Here is an 18,822-nt window from a genome sequence, read left to right on the forward strand (position 1 = left end):
ATGACGGGTAGCTCTCTGGGTGACGGGGACATTTGAATTTGAAAATCATCCCGAAAATTCCCGCATTTCTCACCCGTCCCATCACTATGCCTCCCTATCGGTGGACCATATTTCTGGTCTTTTACGGGACATTCGTGGGGGTATTGGTTTTTTCCGGATGGTATGCCTGGTTCTCCTGGCATCGCTATGAGCAGGACAGTGAGTATCGTCTGACGCTGGAATCCGACATGGTCGCAACCGTCGCACAGAAGCTGCTGGACGGCCACGCCTCCGGGCTCCGGTTTTTGGCGGTGCAGTTACAGCGCGCAGATGCACTCCATCATCCGCGCCGCGCCCGGACGCTTCTGCTCGATTATCAGAAGGCCACTTCTAATATCGTCAGCGCGAATCTGATCGCCCCGAGTGGGCAGGTGATCGCTTCCACGACCGCACCGGTCGGCGCGCCGCTCCCGAATTTTCGCAACAATCCGGCCATCTGGCCGGCTTTCCAGAAAGGCATACAGACACCTGGCATGGGGATCTACCACCCGCACCGCGGGCCATTGGTGGGTCATTGGGTCATCCCCCTGAGATATACGATATTTTCCTCGGCGGGAAAGCCCTTGTTTGTTGTAACCACGCCGCTGCGTTTTCGTGGTATTGGTGGCTTCCTGAGCCATCTGCCCTTGCGCACGGGAACGGCTGTCGGTCTGCTCCGAAGTGACTTTTATATTGAAGGGCGCTGGCCCGTACCCCAGAACAAGCTTTCCAAGATGCTTGCCCACCCCGTGCCTGCAGGAGGAGTCTTGCTACAGGCACTGCAGCGTGCTCCCCATGCACATCATGGAACGTATGCGGGCGTCGTCGCGGTGGGGGAGCCGATCTATCGCTTTGGCGCTTTTACCCGTTTGAGCCATTATCCATTGACCGCTTTCGTTTCCGTCCCCAGGGCTCAATGGCTGGCCGCCTGGTGGCAACGACAAATTCAATACCCTCTGGTCTTTCTGCTCATCGCTTTCGGACTCAGCTTGACGGCCTATCGCCGCATCCTCTTCCTGGATCGCCGATGGGAACTGCAACGCCAGACCTTTGAGCGCACCCTGACCACGCAGGCGACCCACGATGTCCTGACCGGCCTGCCCAACCGCGATGGTCTGCGGCTGGTGTTTGATCAGGCCTTAGCCCGCACGGAACGGCAGGAGCGGCTCCTGGCGGTGGGGTTTCTCGATCTGGATGCCTTCAAACCGGTCAATGACACCTACGGCCATGCCGCCGGTGACGACCTGCTGAAAGAAATAGCCCGCCGCCTGCAAGACGCGGTGCGGCGGACGGATACCATAGCGCGCATGGGCGGCGATGAGTTTGTGCTGCTGCTGGAAGGCTTGCGCGATATGAATGAACTGGATCAGGTCCTGGCCCGCCTCCAGGCCGCGATTGCGCAGCCCTTCCACATCAAGGGGAAGATAGTCAGTATTCAGGCGAGTCTGGGGTTGACCCTCTATCCTTTTGACGAGGGGGACGCCGACCTGCTTCTGCGCCACGCGGACCAAGCCATGTATGCGGCCAAGGCGCGCACCAGCCCAACCAAGGCGGGTTGGGTGCAGCTCTATCACCCCGATCTCGGCACCCTCACCGTGGGCGATGAAACGTTGCGCCAGGATTTCCTGCGGGCTTTGGCCAGCGGAGCGGTGACCCTCCGCTATCAGCCTCTGGTGGCTCTGGCAACAGGTCGGGTGGCGGGCCTTGAGGCCCTGACCCGCTGGCACCGGGAGGGTCAGGAGGTCTCCCCCGATCGGTTCCTTCCTTCCCTTGGCGTACGGGAGCGTCAGGCACTGGGACGCTTCGTGCTGCAAACGGCGCTGCAGCAACTGACGCAATGGCGGGACATGGGTCTCGACCTCTTTCTCAGCGTCAACGTCACCCCGGAAGAACTCGATCAACCCGGATTTGCCGATTCGGTCTTTGCCATCCTGGCCACCCAGCCGGGCATCCCCCCGGCATCCCTGGTGCTGGAGGTGCTGGAAATCGGGGAAATTCTCGAACAGGAGGCCGCCCTGGAGCATCTGCAACGGCTGCGCGGCGCGGACATCAAAATCGCCCTGGATGACGTGGGGAGTGCTTACGCCTCTCTCCTGCGACTCAAAAATCTGCCCATTGACGAGATCAAGATCGATCAGAGTTTCATCCGCGAGTTGTCGAACAAGCCCCAGGACCTGATTTTCGTCGAAAGTCTCGTCAATCTGGGCTTGGCGATGGGCGTCCTCATCACCGTGGAAGGAGTGGAAACCGAAGCGCACATCGCTTTCCTGCGCGAGATGAAAATCAACTATCTCCAGGGGTACGCCATTGCCAGGCCGCTGGAGGCGAAAGCGGTCGCGGATTTTGTGCGCAGCTTTGTCCTCGGCGTCGGGGATGCGGACACGCCGATGCTGGCCCTGTACCAGCATCTGGGCTGGGTGCGGGCGGCAGCAGAGTCGGTGATGAAACATGAGGATTACGAGCATACGGAACTGGCCGACTGCCCGATCACGACCTGGCTGCATGCCCATGCATCGGAACTACCCGAGGTGGAGACCTTGCTGGCCGAGCACGAAACAGTGCATATCCTGGGCCGGGAAATCCTTCAGGTACGGCAAAGCGGAACGCGCGAGGAACTCCATCTCCTGCTCGGCCAGTTGCATGGGCACAGTCACCGCTTTCAGGAAGGCCTGGGGCAGGCGGTGAAGGCCATGCGGGATAACGCGGCGGCCAGGACTGAACTACCATCCTAAGAAGACACCGATCGGTAATTCGACGGTAATATGTAACGGCGCGATCTGCTGGGGGCACGGGCTGTCAAACCTGACGTCCTGATTACCGTGGTCAATGCTTAGTCACCAGCTCAGGAGGGGAGCATGGATAACATCAGCAAAGCGCCCCGTGCCACTTCGCAACCCTATCTGGTCAAGCGCCCAGTTGAAAATGCTGCCGGAACCACAACTGGAGTTGGAGGATCCCCGCATTCCCCTGCCTGTCATTCGTCACCATCATGAGCGCTTTGATTTTACGCTGAAGATCTGCGCCGATCCGGAGCGCGGCGACTACCTGCCCCGTGAATAGGGCAACTGGGAGCCAGGACGGTCTTCGCCGAATATCGCTATCACACCGACGAGCAATCGCCGGGATCGGCTATGGCGCCGTCTCCGGCACCGCGTTCAGACCTTCCACATAATCTCTCATCACCTGATCTGCCACTGTCGTGCGCAATGCCACAAGCAGTATAACCAGACTAAATACAGCAAGTATCGCCATATCCCAGAAAAAAGGTAAAAGACCTCTGCCACCGAGATTTTGCGGACCAAGATAGCTGCAGATCCACAGACCCGCAAAATAGGGTAACACCCACCACGCATAGCGCCATCCCAGGCTTTGTGCACGGCCCTCTTTGGCGAGGAAATAATGGTAAACCAAAAAAACCACCATCAGGATGGTCAACGCGACAAAAGTGAAACTCAGGGTGTCGAGCCCGGCCCAGAAGATAATCCAATTAGCCACCACAAAAGCTGCTGGAGCAAGCATCTCTGCCCCGCGAAGACGAAAAGGACGCACGGCATCGGGCATGGCACGACGCAACTGCAAGAGTACGATCGGCCCCAGGCTATAAGAAAGCACAGTCACCGAAGAAATGTATCCCACCAGCTTTTGCCAGGAAGGAAAGGGAAAGAAGAAGAGTGCACCAACCGCGTATACTGCCAACAGCGCGATCCAGGGCACGCCACTGCCGTTAATCCGCGCCAGCCATCGCGGTGCACTGCCCATTTCCCCTGTCGCCATGGTAATACGCGCCGATGAAGTGGTGTAAATGAAGGCGGTACCCGCTGGCGACACCAGAGCGTCCACATAGAGGATAACCCCCCACCAGGCGGCGCCCACGGCTGCGGCCAATGCCGCAAAGGGTCCAGTGAGCCCAGTAAAAGCCAGGTGTGACCATCCCCCATGCGCCAGATCAGCAGGATTCACCGCCATCAGAAACGCAAATTGCAAGCCCTCATACAGCATGGTGCCAATCAGCACCGAACCGATAACCGCTATGGGAATACTGCGCCCCGGATTCCGACTCTCTCCCGCCAGATCGATCGCCTGCCGGAATCCGAAAAAAGAAAAGATAATCCCAGCGCTGGCCACGGCCGTGAACATGCCTTCCAGATCCCCCTGGGAATGATGCAATTGCAGGTTCTCGGGATGCCAGGAAAAGCTCAACAAGACGAAGATAGTGGCAGCCGGAATAATCAGCTTCCACCAGGTCGCCGCACTATTCAGCAACAGCACCCAGCGAATCACCAGAAAATTGAGCAAAACAAAAACTCCCAGCAGCAAAATAGCGGCGACAAAACCCCGATCACTGAGCACGCCCGCTTCACCAGCGAGAAAACCCGGCAGATAATTATTTGCGTAAGTGAGCACCGCCGTCACTTCGACCGGCGCGATGGAAACGTAGGAAAAAAATAGAATCCAACTCCAGATGCGACCTAACAACGGCCCATTGCCCAGATGACTGATATGAACAATAGAACCGCTGCGCGGAATCATTGGCCCCAATTCGGCGTACACCAGCGCCAACAACAAGATAGCCACTGCCCCCACCGCCCAGGACCCCAGACTCAAGGGCCCCGCCTGCTGCGCCGCATGCAGCGGCCCAAACAGCCAGCCGGAACCCACTATGGCCCCCAGGCTCGCATAAAGCAGCCCAATCGTCCCCCCCTCCCGTCGCAAATGGCCTGCCGCCATGACCTAACTCCCTCTTGAATGGTCCGTGTAAATACCCGTTCTCAGCGGGAGTGTAATGCAATCCTGCAGATCGCCCAATGGCATCACGTTTGTTGTGTCGGCCTTGCCCATGGTACAACTAAGAACATATTGAACCCATAAATGCTGCTCACTTGGCAAAGGAGAAACGGAGATTGGCAGCCCGCAAAAAAAAGCAAGCCAAATCCGGGCGTGGTCGGTGGGTTATTTTCGGTGTCCTGGCGGTCCTGCTCGCCGCCATCGCCGTGGGTATTGCCCTTAATCTGCCGCTTCATCTGCGCAGAATCAGCCCACCAGCGGTGACACCGAACCCGGCAGCACCAACACCGACCCGACGCAACATCGATCTTGGGTCTTATGGCGTCACCATCACAGACCATGCGGGAAAAATCAAAGCCCTCACTATTCACCCAGTGGCGATCATGCAGGGCAATGGCCCCTGGCAGGATCTTCACCCTCTACAGAGACAGCTTGACGCACGTATCGCCAACCCCTTCATGGCGTTTCCGGATTTGGCCAGTGTCACCACTTCCACCACCGCCAAGGCTGCACTGGAGCAACAAATTCTGCAAAATATTGCGCCGTTGCTGCGCACTGCGGAATCAGGCTGGAAAATCATTGGGATACAGTTACACCCAGCGCTGCAATCCCTACCCTCCGGAGATTCATGATAAGGCAAAAGGGTTAAAATGAAATATTTAGGCCGCCTGAATCCCCACGATCCATTCTATGCGTATCTGCAAGAGCAGATATTCCCACAATTACACACAGGACAGCAGCTCCGTCAGTTTCGAGTATTCCAGTTTCCGGCATCTAATGAGGTTTTTCTCTACGAGGAAACCCATTCACAGCAGAAAGTCATCGGTAAATTTTTCAACCGAATCGGGAAAGATCCACAACAGGCCTGGAAACTGGCCCATAATGAATGGCAGCATATGCATATGCTGCGCGACTTGGGCCTCAAAACCGAGCGGCTGTATATTCCGCAACCCCTGGGGATTTCACGGGATATGAACAGCGTTCTCATCGAGGAATACTGTCCCGGGCAATCGCTTTCCAGCGTCATTGAAGAGAGCATTGAACACAATGACGCAAAGTTGTTATATGCACGCCTGACGGACCTTGCCTATTTCCTTGCCAAATTACATAACTGGACTGCGCGCTCTGAAACAGTGCGTTTTGATGCTCACTTTGCTTATTTTGACAAGATCATGGAGCGCTTGCAAAGACGCCACCGGATATCTGCCCGTCAGACCGGCGAACTTTATCATTACCGGGAGCGTTGGCAGCAGATGGGCAGCATGTGGGCAGACCGGCAAGTCCTGATCCATGGCGATGCCACACCCTCCAATTTTCTCTTCGCAGCCCATCGGCGCACCATCGCCATCGACCTGGAACGTATGCAGTTTGCCGATCGCGCGTATGATCTCGGCATGATTGCCGGGGAAATAAAACATCATTTCATGCGCACCACCCATCATGGAGAGCATGCCGAACCATTTATCGGTCATTTTCTCTGGGAATACAGCACCCATTTTCCGGACCGCCATGCGGCTTTTGCATCGATTACTGAGCGAATCCCCTTTTATATGGGCATGACCCTGTTGCGCATCGCCCGTAATTCCTGGCTTGACTGGCGCTACAGCCAAGCCCTGGTCCACGAAGCCATTCACATTCTGCGGAGGTAACACCATGTCCATACGCGCCGTCTGTTTAGATCTTTATGGCACCATGATCAACATTGAAACCAATGAAGAAATGGAAGAGATTTATCGGGGCATTTCCCATTACCTCACATATCACCGGGTCTTTATGAACCGGCGAGAGGTCCGGGAACGCTACTTCGCTATCATGAAAGAGAGAAAACGCCAATCCGCTGAACGATATCCGGAAATAGACGTCGAGGCGATCTGGCACACCTTGCTCACCCAGGAGAACAGCAAACCGGTCAAAGGCCGGGAAAGACTGGCAAAAGAATTGGCACGCCTGCACCGTGCCCTCTCCCGCACCCGCCTGGAGCGTTACGATGGCATTAAGCGCACGCTGAAAAGCCTGCAGGAAACCTACCAACTGGCCACCATTTCTGACGCACAACGCTGCTTCGCCCTCCCCGAAATGCGCGCCCTGGGTATCAAGAAATATTTTGATATACGTATTATTTCCAGTGACTACGGTTATCGCAAACCCGATTCCCGATTATTCGCCATGGCCGCGGAGCAATTGGAAGTGGCTCCCCATGAAGCCATTTATGTCGGCAATGACATGTATCGGGATATTTATGGCGCCCAACAAGCGGGGATGAAAACCATCTTTGTGGACTCCAATCAGGGCAGCAAATCCTATAACGATGTGGCGCCCGATTATTATGCGCGGGACTTTTATCAAGTGCTGGAAGGCGTCGGGTTTATCGCGCAAAAACATGCGGATGGCGATGACTGATTAGCGTTTTATCCGCGCCGCAACAACGCGTGGCATCTTGCCCTTGAATATAGTCATTTTGACACCCCCAGATCGCCAAATCGGTACCCAACCCCCTTTTCGGTCACCAGATATTGTGGCATTCCGGGATCGTCCTCAATCTTTTCCCGCAATCGTTTGACATATAACCTTACATAGTGGGCCTGATCGCTACTGTGTTCTCCCCACACTGCACCGAGAATTCGTCGATATGACAATATCCGTCCCTGATTCATCACAAAAAGATGGAACAGTTGATATTCCTTGGGCGTCATCGCTATGGGCACCCCACCCTTGCGCACTGTATGGGTGAGATCATCCAGCTCCAAGACGCCAATGACCCAATGGGAAGATTCGGCGGATGAACCTGCTGGTCGGCGCCGCAAATGTGCACGCAGGCGTGCGAATAGTTCGCCAATGGTAAACGGCTTGGTCAGATAGTCGTCGGCGCCGCTGTCGAGGGCCAGTACCTTGTCAGCCTCGCTTCCGCGCGCAGAGATGATGATGATTAATGCCTGTTCCCCGCCATGCTCACGTAATCGATGGATTAATCCCTGCCCATCCCCATCCGGCAACCCCAGGTCCAGCAGAATCAGGGCGAACGGCCGCCCTTCCTGGATTTGTCGTTTTTCCCAAGCCTTCCAGGCATCTTTCAGCGTGGTTGCCCAGTGCAAGCGATACCCTGGTTCGCGGCCCATCGCCGCCTGTAGAAACCCGCCAATACTCGGGTCATCCTCCACCAGCAGGATATCCATATCGCCTTCGTGTGTGGTTGTCATGGCTTAGTCTCCGTCAGGTGGCATAGATGGCTCAGTCTCCCGAGGTACGGTAAAACAAAACACCGCACCGCGCACTGCGACCCTGTTACGCACCCAAATGCGTCCGCCATGCAGCTCAATAATCGCAGCACAAATCGCTAAACCTAGTCCGCTTCCACCCAATCCGACCGGGGGTTTAATCTGGCTGAAACGGGTGAATATTTCCTCTTCGCGGCCCGGTGGTACGCCAAAGCCGTGGTCAATGACGCAAACGGTAATCTCGGCATCGTTCGCATAGGCTTCTAATTCGATAGCGCGGTCACTCGGGCTATATCTACAAGCATTTTCCAGGAGATTAGTGAGCACTTGCACCACGAGTTGCGGATCCACGCGAAGCAACGGCAAGTCCTTGGATATCCGCGTCTGGAAAGGACGATCGGTGCATACGGCCTTAACCTGATCGCGCGCGCTGACCAACAGGTCTTCCAGGGGAACCCATTCTTTTTTGATATTGAGTCGCCCGGACTGCAATGCGGCCATGTGCAGAATACGGTCCACGGTGTGTTCCATCTTTTGGGTTTGCTCGCGGATGTTCTCCAGAAGATCATGCTCATCGGCAGTCAAGCCCTGCGCATTGCGCTGCAGCGTCGTCGCTGTACCCAGCACGCCAGCCAAAGGCGTCCGGAGGTCATGGGAAACGGCACCTAAAAGCGCATTTTGCAATTGTTCGACCCGTAAACGGACATCGGCTTCAGTACGTTGCAGAGAAGCTTGCGCCGAATCCAGCGCCACCGCGATGAGTCGCGCCACCGTTTCGAGAAAGCGCAACCAGTCTACAGGAGCCCGACGCAGATCGAGATCCGACAGCATCATGACCCCCAGCGCACGCTCGCCGGACAGCATGGGCATAAACAGTGCCGGAATATCCGCCAGCGTGTCGGTACTCATCCCGGCATTCTTTTTATTCAAAAAGCTCCATCGGGCAGCGGCCCGCAGGTTGCGTTGTGGAGCTTCCAGTTCGGTGGACGCTGGAAACATCTGCAAAGGACCACCCGTGTTGTCCGCCAGCGGCAACCAGAATGCGACCACAATACCCAGGGTTTGGTGCAACTTCTCGATGCTGGCGTTGAGAATCCCTTCGACACCACGGGCACTGCTGAGCGCCTGAACCAGTTGATAGAGATTGCGGGCACGGCGCTCGCGGATCCGAGCCATGAGCTCCTGCTCGCGGGATCGCGCCACCAGTTGACTAATGAGCAGAATCAAAGAGAGGATCAGTGCAAAGTAAGCAAGCGAGCCCACCGTGGTTGGCAAACCGCGATCCAATCCAAACGAGTAGTAACTGACCATGGCGGCAATGAACGTGATGAGGGAGGGCCAGCGGCCGTACATCAAGGCAGTGCCCACCGCGCCCAGCATGTAGAGCATGAAGATCCCGGCAAAACCTAGGTAAGCCTCCAGCGACCAGGCCAGACCACTTAAAGCGAGACCGGTTACCCCGCTGATCACAAAGGCGCGATTCCGAGTGCGGCGGCGCAAGGGCGTGTCCACGATGCCAAGATATTGTTGATTCCGCAGGCGGCGATCTTCGGTGATGGCTTTTTTAACTGGTAATGGGTGAATCACCACATCAATGCCGCGCTCGCTGTTCAATAGATGCGCCGTCAACGAACCGGGCCACCACCAAAGAAATTTACGCAAGCCCTGCGTCTGTCCCAGTACAACCTGGGTGACGTCGCGCAGCCGCGCATAAGCCAAAACCTCCGCGCCGATATTTACTCCGGTCAGCCGTGCGGTTTCAGCCCCCAAGCTTTCTGCAAGATGCAGGTGGTTCCATATCCATGCCTGGGTCTGTGCTTTCTGCAGCAGACCGCGCGGGGTGTCCACATGAATCACCAGCCAGTCGGCCCGTTGAGCAGTCGCCAGGTGATAAGCCGCACGCACCAGATGCTCATCTTCCGGGCGGCCACTCACGGCCACCAGCAAACGATCCCGGCCACCGCTACGCCGCCCCTCTTCCAGATTCTGTTGATGAAACTGTCGCAACTCCAGATCAACCCGGTCCGCTGCCAGTCGCAATGCCAATTGCCTCAGGGCGATAAGGTTGCCTTTACGAAAAAAATGCGTCATCGCGCGCTGGCCGCGTTCACCCAGGTATACCTTGCCTTCCTTGAGCCGTTGCAAGAGATCCTCGTCAGTGATGTCTACCAGAATCACTTCATCGGCCTGCTGGATGATCTGATCCGGCAGGGTCTCCTGAACCTGTATCCCGGTAATCTGCTGGACAACTTCGTGCACGCTCTCCAGGTGCTGAACATTCACGGTGGTCGCTACGGAAAGCCCCGCGACCAGCAGTTCTTCCAAATCCTGCCAGCGCTTCTTATGGCGAGAGCCGGGAGCGTTGCTGTGGGCCAGCTCGTCCAAGAGGAGCAGCCCGGGGCGGCGAGCAAGGGCCGCATCCAGATCAAACTCTTCAAGCACAACGTTTTTATATGGAATATGCACGCGTGGTAACAGCGGCAGGGCATCGGCCAACGCCTGGGTTTCACTGCGCTGATGGGTTTCGACGATGCCCACCAAAACGTCCACCCCCTTGGCCATCTCCTGCTGCCCGTAGTGCAGCATGGCGTAGGTTTTCCCGACGCCCGGGGCGGCACCCAAAAAAATCTTGAGGCGTCCGCGCTGGCGCGCCTGCTCCGCCTGCTGCACCTGTGCCAACAGGGCATCCGGATCAGGTCGTCCGTCTTTGCGATTTTCAGTCGACATCTGTTATTACCAAGTACCGGATACCACCGTCCATAACGCTCCCTCGTTGCCGCGTCTGCCCGCGTTTGAGCATAGGCCAAAGCCCAGCCATTACCAAGCGGGTTAACGCGCCGCCATCTGCTATGCGTGGGATTTACTCAAAAATATACCATTTATATATAATTTATAGATGATTTATATGGAATTTATAGATGGAATATTGCTAGGCTTTCATACGAGAAAATTATGATTGCGTGCGCGGTATTGGCCCGTTCTCACGAAGGAGATTGGCATGGAATTTATGTATTTATTTATTATTATCGGTTTTTTCCTGGCTTCTATAGGCGTTGTTGAGCTATTGGATCGCCTGAGGAGGATAAAATGAACGCATTCGTGTGGATAGGCCTCGGATTGGGCGTAATACTCTTCGTCTACCTTTTGGTATTCCTGCTTAATCCGGAGCGGTTCCTATGATATCCACCATCATACTGACAGCCGTGGTTTTGTTGTTGACCATTCTGCTGGCCTTGCCTCTGGGACGTTATATGCACCGCGTCTATGCCGGCGATCGGTTCTGGGCGACACGTCTGCTGGGTCCCGTGGAGCGAGGACTGTACCGCGCCACCAGCGTTTCTGTGAGCCAAGAGATGGATTGGAAACGTTATGCCATCGCGCTATTGATATTTAACCTGATCGGTGGCGTTTTTCTCTATGCTTTATTACTGGCACAAGGTGTACTTCCCCTGAATCCGCTGCACTACGGCGGCGTCCCAAGTGCTTCCGCATTCAATACCGCAGTCAGCTTTACCACCAATACCAACTGGCAGGATTACTCCGGCGGCTCCACAATGAGTTACCTCTCGCAGATGCTGGGCCTGACCGTGCAGAATTTCCTCTCGGCAGCGACGGGTATCACCATCGTCCTGCCCATCATTCGCGCCATCGTCCGGCACAAAACAAAGGATCTCGGAAATTTCTGGGTCGACATGACGCGCACCGTGCTGTACGTGTTGCTCCCCTTGTCCGTGCTCTTTGCGCTGATCCTCATGGAACAGGGCGTGGTGCAAACCCTCACGGCGGAGGTGCGCGCCGATCTCATCGCGCCCTTTGTCTCGGGCGGCAAGACCATCCTTCACCAAATGATTCATGTGGGGCCTGTGGCCTCTCAGGAAGCCATCATGATGCTGGGTAACAATGGGGGAGGGTTCTTCGATATGAACGATGCCCATCCATTCGAAAACCCCACGGGCTTCACCAACTTTCTGGAGATGGTGGCCATGATTCTGATTCCCTCTGCCCTGATGTTCATGTTTGGTCACATGGTGAAGGCCAAACGCACAGCCTGGGCCATCATGATCGCCACGCTCGTACTCTTTGTCCCTTTAGCCATGGTCAGTGAACATTTTGAGCTATTGGGTAACCCGCTGCTTACCCATCTCGGCGCCACGCAAGTCAATATGACGAGCCTCGCCGGTGGTGGAAATATGGAAGGGATAGAAGATCGCATCGGCGCCGGTGCGTCGGCGCTGTTCGGCAGTATTGCGACAGCCACCTCCACCGGCGCGGCCAACAGTACCTATGACTCGTTCATGCCCTTATCCGGTGGAGTCAACCTCTTCTTCATGCAAATGGGGGAAACGGTGTTTGGTGGCGTCGGGACGGGTTTGGCGACGATGCTCGCTTTCATGATTTTTGCGGTGTTCCTGGGCGGCTTGATGGTCGGGCGCACGCCGGAATTTCTCGGTAAAAAAATCGAGTCCTTTGAGATCAAAATGGCCTCACTGGCTATCCTCGTCATGCCTTTGCTGGTCCTGATCGGTACGGCGCTCGCGGTGAGCACGAGCGCCGGACGGGCCGGGGCCCTTAACCCCGGGGCGCATGGTTTCAGCGAGATCCTCTATGCCATTACCAGTCCCGCCAACAATAATGGCAGCGCCTTTGATGGGCTGAGCAGTGACACGACCTTTTACAACCTCATCACCGGGATAGCCATACTCTTCGGTCGCTATTGGCCCTATCTGCCGCTGCTGGCCTTGGCGGGCGCGCTGGCGGGTAAAAAGAAGATTCCCGCCGGGGCGGGCACCCTGACGACGCATACCCCGATCTTCATCGGCCTGGTGGTGGGGGTCATCCTTCTACTCGGCGCCCTCAACTTCTTTCCGGCACTGGCGCTGGGTCCGATCGCAGATCAACTGGCGCCCCTTGGCAGCCTGACTCACTGAGGAATCATATTCATGGAATCTACCCAGCATAAACATGCGGCATCTCCGATCAACTGGCAGGATCAGAGCCGGGGCGCCCTGTGGGACAGTTTCAGCATGCTCTCTCCCCGTCGCCAGTTGCGCAATCCGGTGATGTTCGTCGTCTACATCGGCTCCTGGCTCCTGCTGGCCCTCTTTTTTCATGATCTGATCGTGCGTAACGGCGAGGCGATCTTTACCGGCGTGATCGATTTCTGGCTCTGGCTGACGCTCATCTTCGCCAATTTTGCGGAAGCGCTGGCCGAACGTCAGGGGGCGGCTCAGGCCAACAGTTTGCGGCAGAGCCAGCAGGAGGTCACCGCCAAGAAGCTGCCCAAAGCGGTGCGTACGGCGACTTATAAGGAGGTTCCCGGCGCGAGTCTGCGCAGCGGTGACTTTGTCCTGATAGAAGCAGGAGACCTCGTGCCCACCGACGGTGAGGCAGTGGCGGGGGTCGCTGCCGTCGATGAAAGCGCCATCACGGGCGAGAGCGCGCCCGTCATCCGCGAAAGCGGTGGCGATCGTAGCGCGGTCACCGGCGGTACCCGGGTGATCTCGGACTGGCTTATCATCCGGGTGACGCAGGAGGCCGGACACACCTTCCTCGACAAAATGATCGCCATGGTGGAGGGGGCGGCACGGCGTAAAACCCCTAACGAAATCGCCTTAAGCATACTATTGGTCGTTTTGACGCTCGTCTTTCTGGTGGTCACCATCACCATTTATCCGTTTTCCTGGTATAGCGTGCATTACGCCAGCCACTCCGGATCAGTGATCAGCTTGACGGTGCTGGTAGCCTTGTTGGTCTGCCTGATTCCCACCACCATCGGGGCCTTATTACCCGCCATCGGCATTGCCGGTATCGTGCGCTTGCTGCAATCTAATGTAGTAGCGACTTCCGGGCGCGCCATTGAGGCGGCGGGCGACGTAGATATACTGCTTCTCGACAAAACCGGCACCATTACCTACGGCAACCGATCCGCAGCGGCGTTTTACCCCGTTTTAGCCGTCACTCAGGAAACCCTCGCGCAGGCGGCCCGCCGCGCCTCTTTGGCCGATGAGACGCCTGAGGGCAAAAGTATCGTGACGCTTGCGGAGAAACATTACCCGCAGAGCCGGGACAGTTTACCGGCGGACGCCCAGTTGATCGCGTTTACCGCTGAGACCCGCATGAGTGGGGTGGACTGGGAGGGGCAACAGTTGCGTAAGGGAGCCCCAGACTCTATGAAGACCTGGGTCCAGGCACTGGGCGGCATCTGGCCTACGGAGCTGGACGGCGTGGTGCAGAATATCGCGAGCGGTGGGGCGACACCCCTGGTGGTCTGCTCTGGCGCCGCGGTATTGGGTGCCATTGAGTTGCGGGACATCGTCAAAGCCGACATCAAATCCCGCTTCGCCGAATTGCGGGCGATGGGTATTCGTACCGTCATGGTGACCGGCGACAATCCCTTGACCGCCGCCGCTATCGCCGCAGAAGCGGGGGTCGATGACTATCTCGCGGAAGCCAAACCGGAAACCAAGCTCGCGCGCATCCGGGAATACCAGAATGAAGGTTATATGGTGGCGATGACCGGGGACGGCACCAACGATTCCCCGGCCCTCGCCCAGGCCGACGTGGGCCTCTGTATGGCCAGTGGTACCCAGGCGGCGCGTGAAGCCTCCAACATGGTCGACATGGACTCCAACCCGACCAAACTTCTGGAGATTGTCCAGATCGGCAAGCAACTGCTGATGACCCGCGGCGCCCTCACCACCTTTAGTGTGGCGAACGATGTGGCCAAATACTTCGCCATCATCCCGGCGGCGTTTGTATCGACTTACCCCCAACTGGAAGCACTGAACATCATGGACTTGAGTTCACCCACCCATGCCATTCTGGCCGCAGTCATATTTAACGCGCTCATCATTCCCTTTCTGATTCCTCTGGCCCTCAAAGGCATCAAGTTCCGTGCCGACTCGGCGCAGCACATTCTTCGCCGCAACGTGTGGATCTACGGATTGGGCGGCATTATTGCACCATTTATCTTTATTAAACTGATCGACATGCTGCTGGTTGTACTGTAGGAGGATGACACCATGATCAAAGACATCAAAACCGCACTGTTGCTGTTCCTGGTTCTGGCCGTACTGACCGGCCTGTTCTATCCCCTGGCGATGACGGGTATCGGTCAGGTGCTGTTTCCCCATCAGGCCAATGGCTCACTCATTCGTCAGCATGGACGGGTCGTGGGTTCCAGCCTTATTGGTCAGTATTTTCGCGAAGCGCGGTACTTCTGGAGCCGCCCTTCGGCGACTTCAGCGGTGCCTTACAATGGCGCCGGGTCCGGCGCTTCCAATCTGGGTCCGAACAATCCTGTTCTGGCACAGCATGTGGCGGCACGGATCAAGGCTCTTAAGGCCGCAGACCCCGCCGAGAAAGGCCCGGTTCCGGTGGATCTCGTAACCTCTTCCGCGAGTGGTCTGGACCCGGATATCAGTATCGCGGCGGCGCTCTATCAGATCCCGCGCATAGCGCAGGCAGGCGGAATGGATATCGCGACATTGCGCCACCTGGTCCAACAAAATACGACAGAACCCCTGCTGGGTTTCCTCGGCGAACCCGTGGTCAATGTAGTGAAACTCAACCTCGCGCTGCATGACCGATACGCCGCCGCGCATGGAACAAGGGGATCCCTCGCAAAAGGAGCGAAATCATGACGACTTCGATAAAGAAAAATAACTTATGATACAACTCGTTGGCTCAACGCAGAAACCATAGCGGGGATGGCCCCCGCCAAAGGACGCGTATCCGTATCCGCTGAGAGTACCAGCATCAGGAGCGCATCCGCTCCCACTGGCACAAAAAGCGCTGCATGGCGGTCACAGCGAACGCTGATTTCCTGCACCGGGCACTCGGCAAGACCAGCGCTGATATGCTCCGCAAGGCGCATAACGGCAGCCCCTGCGATACCGATAATGCTCTGGTCCGCTACCGTTTCTCCCTCCTGAAAAATCACCGCCCCTTCGTTGGAAATCAACGCGGCACCGTGTATTTCTGGCGACATGACGTGTAGTTGTGCATTGAGATCGTCAAACATGTCCTGATTCAACCTACACCTCCTTTAGAGGTTCTCGGGGAGAGGAAACTGAAAGTCCTTCTGGGTCAATAGATCAGGCCCAGATTCCAACCCCTCGAACCAGTCGAGGAAAGCCGTGACCGTCTCCTGTCCTTTAAAGGATGCGCCATGCTGCGGCACAATCCACTCGATATCCATACCCCGCACCATATTAGTCCAGAGTCTGCAAACCTTCTGACCTCCCATATAACGGCGGTGGAAGTCATCCATGCCTGATGCAGCGCGATGCGTCTGAAACGCTTCCGCACCTTCAATCACTTTGGAAGCATCATGCCCGCTGACCAGATTAGCGCCCAGATCTCCAGAGAACAGAATCTTACTTATCGGATCGTAAACCTGGAAATTACCCACTGAATGCATGTAGTGCGCGGGCACGACAAAGAGTGTCTGACCCGCCAGATTGATCTTCATGCCCTGCGGCGGAATGCCGATGACTCGCCCAGCGGTCATCCCCTTCGAACAGAAATGCGGCAGGAAACGGGTCCATTCATTGGCGATGAGAATTTTCGCGTCGGTGATCAGCAACCAGCCGTTGGCAGAGGCAACAATATCCGGGTCCTCGTGAGAGGCAAACACATAATCGAGATGCGCCGGCAGGAAATAGCTCGCCATCTCTGCCAGCAGGTTCTTGTATGTGAGGTTGCCGCCGGGGTCGAGCAACATCCCTTCCCCATTATTGACAATAAGGAATTGATTGGCCTGAATCCCCTCGCCCTCCACCAGATCAGTGAAGGCAATGCATTTATGCGTTCCGTCGTCATACAACAACTGGGACATTATGGGCTCCTATGCGGTGATTACCGACCCTGCTATTAAGCAGGGCAACAGACATTAAAACACTATAAATATAACAACATTATTTCATACTATTGTGCCTTTTAAAAACGTTATCAAAAAGCACCCCCGCACAGCAACCCATCTGGGTGGTTTTTCACGCAGATGGAAATCCAGAGAGATGCGATTGGGCCTGTCGGGTTGAGTGCCGAGGCTTGGCCGTGCTTGCATAGCGGCGGCGCCTCTTTTACAATGTGGGCGTTCAGCTGAGCTGAATCAGCGCAGCGCGAATCAGAACGCTCCCTCCATCAGGAGGTTTGGGTACGACAGGTCTCCTGATCGTGCCTTTTTTATTTTGAACTGCCACTTTTTCAGAGGTCGTGGAATTTATGGGTGAGATAACGAGGGCGCTCATCAGCGTTTCCGACAAACGGGGCGTCGTGGAATTTGCCCGGCGACTGCAGGATTTCGGCGTGGAAATACTCTCTACCGGCGGCAGCGCCAAGGTCTTGATGGCCGATGGAGTAGCGGTGCAAGAAGTGAGCGACTACACCGGTTTCCCGGAACTGCTGGAGGGCCGCCTCAAAACCCTGCACCCCAAAATCCACGGTGGACTGCTGGCGAAGCGCGGCAACCATAGTCACATCCGGCAAATGGCCGAACATGGTATTCCCGCCATCGATCTCCTCTGCGTCAATCTTTATCCCTTCGCCGAGACTGTCGCCAGCACCGATTGCACGCTGGAAGAAGCCATCGAAAACATCGATATCGGTGGCCCGACCATGCTCCGTGCGGCGGCGAAGAACTGGGAGAGCGTCACCGTCCTCGTCGACCCCAATGACTATGCCGCCGTGCTGCAGGAGATGGAGCAGAGTTACGGCGGCGTCGGTGCCAGCACCCGCTTCCGTCTGGCGACCAAGGTCTTCGCCCACACGGCGCGCTATGACGGTGCTATTGCCAACTATCTCTCCAGCCTGGGTCCCGATGGCAACCGGACAACCTTCCCGCAGACACTGTCCCTGCAATTTGAGAAAGTCCAGGACCTGCGCTACGGCGAAAACCCCCATCAGACCGCGTCCTTCTACCGCGACGGCAGCGGCGGCGGACTGGCGGACGCCCGTCAGTTGCAGGGCAAGGAATTGTCTTACAACAACATCGGGGACGGTGATGCCGCCGTCGCGCTGGTGATGGAATTTGCCGAACCCGCCTGTTGCGTGGTGAAGCACGGCAATCCCTGCGGCGTAGCCGTGGGACTGGATCTGCTCAGCGCCTATCAGCGCGCTTGGGCCGGCGATCCGGTATCCGCCTTTGGCGGCATCATCGCCTGTAACCGGCCGCTGGATGCCCAGACCGCTGAACTCATGAGCGGCCAATTTGTCGAGATGGTACTGGCGCCCACTATTTCGCCCGACGCCCGGCCCATTCTGGCCAAAAAGAAAAACCTGCGCGTACTCGCCTTCGACGATGGTCGCGCCTGGCGGCGGGCAGGCTGGGATTACAAACGCGTGCGCGGCGGCCTGCTGGTACAGGACTTTGACCAGAGCATGGAAGCGGAAGCGGACTGGAAAGTGGTCTCGGACCGCGTGCCGACGGCACAGGAGGTTCGTGATCTGGCCTTTGTCTGGCGGGTCGGTAAATACGTACGCTCCAACGCCATTGTCTATGGCCGCGAAGGCCAGACCATCGGCATCGGTGCGGGGCAGATGAGCCGGGTGGATGCCGCCAGGTGCGGCGCGGCCAAGGCCCTGGAACTGGGCTTTGACTTACACGGCGCGGCGCTGGCTTCTGACGCTTTTTTCCCTTTCCGCGACGGGGTCGATGCGGCCGCTGCCGCGGGCGTAAAAGTGATTATCCAACCCGGCGGCTCCATCCGTGATGAAGAAGTCATCGCCAGCGCCAACGAACACGGCATCGCCATGGTCTTCACCGGCGTGCGCCATTTCCGACATGGTTGAGGAGGGAACGCAG

15 protein-coding genes are annotated in these 18,822 nt (G+C 56.8%); 10 read left to right on the plus strand and 5 right to left on the minus strand.

The features are described 5' to 3' along the window. Window positions 1-32: 32 nt before the first annotated feature. Entirely contained in the window at window positions 33-2,750 is a 2,718-nt protein-coding gene (locus H2515_RS10630) for a bifunctional diguanylate cyclase/phosphodiesterase (RefSeq protein WP_232821352.1), read from the plus strand. 148 nt (window positions 2,751-2,898) lie between these two features. Then, window positions 2,899-3,078, plus strand: coding sequence for a hypothetical protein (locus tag H2515_RS10635; protein WP_065414458.1), 180 nt, complete (start codon window positions 2,899-2,901; stop codon window positions 3,076-3,078). Window positions 3,079-3,147: 69 nt separating this feature from the next. Here H2515_RS10635 and H2515_RS10640 read toward each other — a convergent pair whose 3' ends face one another. After that, window positions 3,148-4,746, minus strand: coding sequence for an APC family permease (locus H2515_RS10640; RefSeq protein ID WP_085537906.1), 1,599 nt, complete (start codon window positions 4,744-4,746; stop codon window positions 3,148-3,150). A gap of 173 nt (window positions 4,747-4,919) precedes the next feature. On the opposite strand from H2515_RS10640, the gene H2515_RS10645 reads away from it, so the two are divergent. Genes H2515_RS10645 through H2515_RS10655 form a run of 3 tightly spaced genes read left to right on the plus strand, consistent with a single transcriptional unit; the run spans window position 4,920 to window position 7,203 of the window. After that, window positions 4,920-5,435, plus strand: a complete 516-nt coding sequence (locus H2515_RS10645; RefSeq protein ID WP_198660066.1) for a hypothetical protein — start codon at window positions 4,920-4,922, stop codon at window positions 5,433-5,435. Window positions 5,436-5,453: 18 nt separating this feature from the next. Then, window positions 5,454-6,452 (plus strand): aminoglycoside phosphotransferase family protein, encoded by a 999-nt coding sequence (locus H2515_RS10650; RefSeq protein WP_035194123.1) that lies wholly within the window; start codon window positions 5,454-5,456, stop codon window positions 6,450-6,452. A 4-nt stretch (window positions 6,453-6,456) separates the two neighbouring features. After that, window positions 6,457-7,203, plus strand: a complete 747-nt coding sequence (locus H2515_RS10655; RefSeq protein WP_065412680.1) for an HAD family hydrolase — start codon at window positions 6,457-6,459, stop codon at window positions 7,201-7,203. A gap of 53 nt (window positions 7,204-7,256) precedes the next feature. On the opposite strand, the gene H2515_RS10660 is transcribed toward H2515_RS10655, so the two are convergent. Further along, window positions 7,257-8,000, minus strand: a complete 744-nt coding sequence (locus H2515_RS10660) for a response regulator transcription factor (protein ID WP_065412681.1) — start codon at window positions 7,998-8,000, stop codon at window positions 7,257-7,259. Between the two features lie 3 nt (window positions 8,001-8,003). Further along, on the minus strand, window positions 8,004-10,745 hold the full coding sequence (locus tag H2515_RS10665; protein ID WP_198660067.1) for a sensor histidine kinase: 2,742 nt from the start codon (window positions 10,743-10,745) through the stop codon (window positions 8,004-8,006). 360 nt (window positions 10,746-11,105) lie between these two features. Here H2515_RS10665 and kdpF point away from each other — a divergent pair, with 360 nt between their 5' ends. Genes kdpF through kdpC form a run of 4 tightly spaced genes read left to right on the plus strand, consistent with a single transcriptional unit; the run spans window position 11,106 to window position 15,661 of the window. Then, window positions 11,106-11,198, plus strand: coding sequence for a K(+)-transporting ATPase subunit F (kdpF, locus tag H2515_RS10670; RefSeq protein ID WP_198660068.1), 93 nt, complete (start codon window positions 11,106-11,108; stop codon window positions 11,196-11,198). Further along, entirely contained in the window at window positions 11,195-12,946 is a 1,752-nt protein-coding gene (gene kdpA, locus H2515_RS10675) for a potassium-transporting ATPase subunit KdpA (protein ID WP_198660069.1), read from the plus strand. Before kdpF ends, kdpA begins: the two co-directional genes overlap by 4 nt. Before the next feature lie 12 nt (window positions 12,947-12,958). Next, a complete protein-coding gene (gene kdpB, locus H2515_RS10680) occupies window positions 12,959-15,028 on the plus strand; it encodes a potassium-transporting ATPase subunit KdpB (RefSeq protein WP_035192144.1) in 2,070 nt (689 codons plus the stop codon). Between the two features lie 12 nt (window positions 15,029-15,040). After that, complete coding sequence (gene kdpC / locus H2515_RS10685; RefSeq protein ID WP_035194115.1) at window positions 15,041-15,661, plus strand: potassium-transporting ATPase subunit KdpC; 621 nt, start codon at window positions 15,041-15,043, stop codon at window positions 15,659-15,661. A 23-nt stretch (window positions 15,662-15,684) separates the two neighbouring features. Here kdpC and H2515_RS10690 read toward each other — a convergent pair whose 3' ends face one another. Beyond that, a complete protein-coding gene (locus H2515_RS10690; RefSeq protein WP_014028498.1) occupies window positions 15,685-16,053 on the minus strand; it encodes a roadblock/LC7 domain-containing protein in 369 nt (122 codons plus the stop codon). Between the two features lie 12 nt (window positions 16,054-16,065). Beyond that, complete coding sequence (locus H2515_RS10695; protein ID WP_035194111.1) at window positions 16,066-16,857, minus strand: oxygen-binding di-iron domain-containing protein; 792 nt, start codon at window positions 16,855-16,857, stop codon at window positions 16,066-16,068. Between the two features lie 386 nt (window positions 16,858-17,243). Between H2515_RS10695 and purH the strand changes: the two genes are divergently transcribed. After that, window positions 17,244-18,809, plus strand: coding sequence for a bifunctional phosphoribosylaminoimidazolecarboxamide formyltransferase/IMP cyclohydrolase (purH, locus tag H2515_RS10700; protein ID WP_198660070.1), 1,566 nt, complete (start codon window positions 17,244-17,246; stop codon window positions 18,807-18,809). The last annotated feature ends 13 nt before the right edge of the window (window positions 18,810-18,822 follow it).

It is taken from the genome of Acidithiobacillus ferrivorans, assembly GCF_016250455.1.
In the GTDB taxonomy this organism is placed as follows: domain Bacteria; phylum Pseudomonadota; class Gammaproteobacteria; order Acidithiobacillales; family Acidithiobacillaceae; genus Acidithiobacillus; species Acidithiobacillus ferrivorans.

Excerpts from the sequence above, each read along its gene's own strand:
- H2515_RS10695 (WP_035194111.1), bottom strand. The coding sequence starts at position 16,857 with ATGTCCCAGTTGTTGTATGACGACGGAACGCATAAATGCATTGCCTTC.
- kdpB (WP_035192144.1), top strand. The coding sequence starts at position 12,959 with ATGGAATCTACCCAGCATAAACATGCGGCATCTCCGATCAACTGGCAG.
- H2515_RS10665 (WP_198660067.1), bottom strand. The coding sequence starts at position 10,745 with ATGTCGACTGAAAATCGCAAAGACGGACGACCTGATCCGGATGCCCTG.
- H2515_RS10655 (WP_065412680.1), top strand. The coding sequence starts at position 6,457 with ATGTCCATACGCGCCGTCTGTTTAGATCTTTATGGCACCATGATCAAC.
- kdpF (WP_198660068.1), top strand. The coding sequence starts at position 11,106 with ATGAACGCATTCGTGTGGATAGGCCTCGGATTGGGCGTAATACTCTTC.
- kdpC (WP_035194115.1), top strand. The coding sequence starts at position 15,041 with ATGATCAAAGACATCAAAACCGCACTGTTGCTGTTCCTGGTTCTGGCC.
- H2515_RS10640 (WP_085537906.1), bottom strand. The coding sequence starts at position 4,746 with ATGGCGGCAGGCCATTTGCGACGGGAGGGGGGGACGATTGGGCTGCTT.
- purH (WP_198660070.1), top strand. The coding sequence starts at position 17,244 with ATGGGTGAGATAACGAGGGCGCTCATCAGCGTTTCCGACAAACGGGGC.
- H2515_RS10650 (WP_035194123.1), top strand. The coding sequence starts at position 5,454 with ATGAAATATTTAGGCCGCCTGAATCCCCACGATCCATTCTATGCGTAT.
- H2515_RS10660 (WP_065412681.1), bottom strand. The coding sequence starts at position 8,000 with ATGACAACCACACACGAAGGCGATATGGATATCCTGCTGGTGGAGGAT.
- kdpA (WP_198660069.1), top strand. The coding sequence starts at position 11,195 with ATGATATCCACCATCATACTGACAGCCGTGGTTTTGTTGTTGACCATT.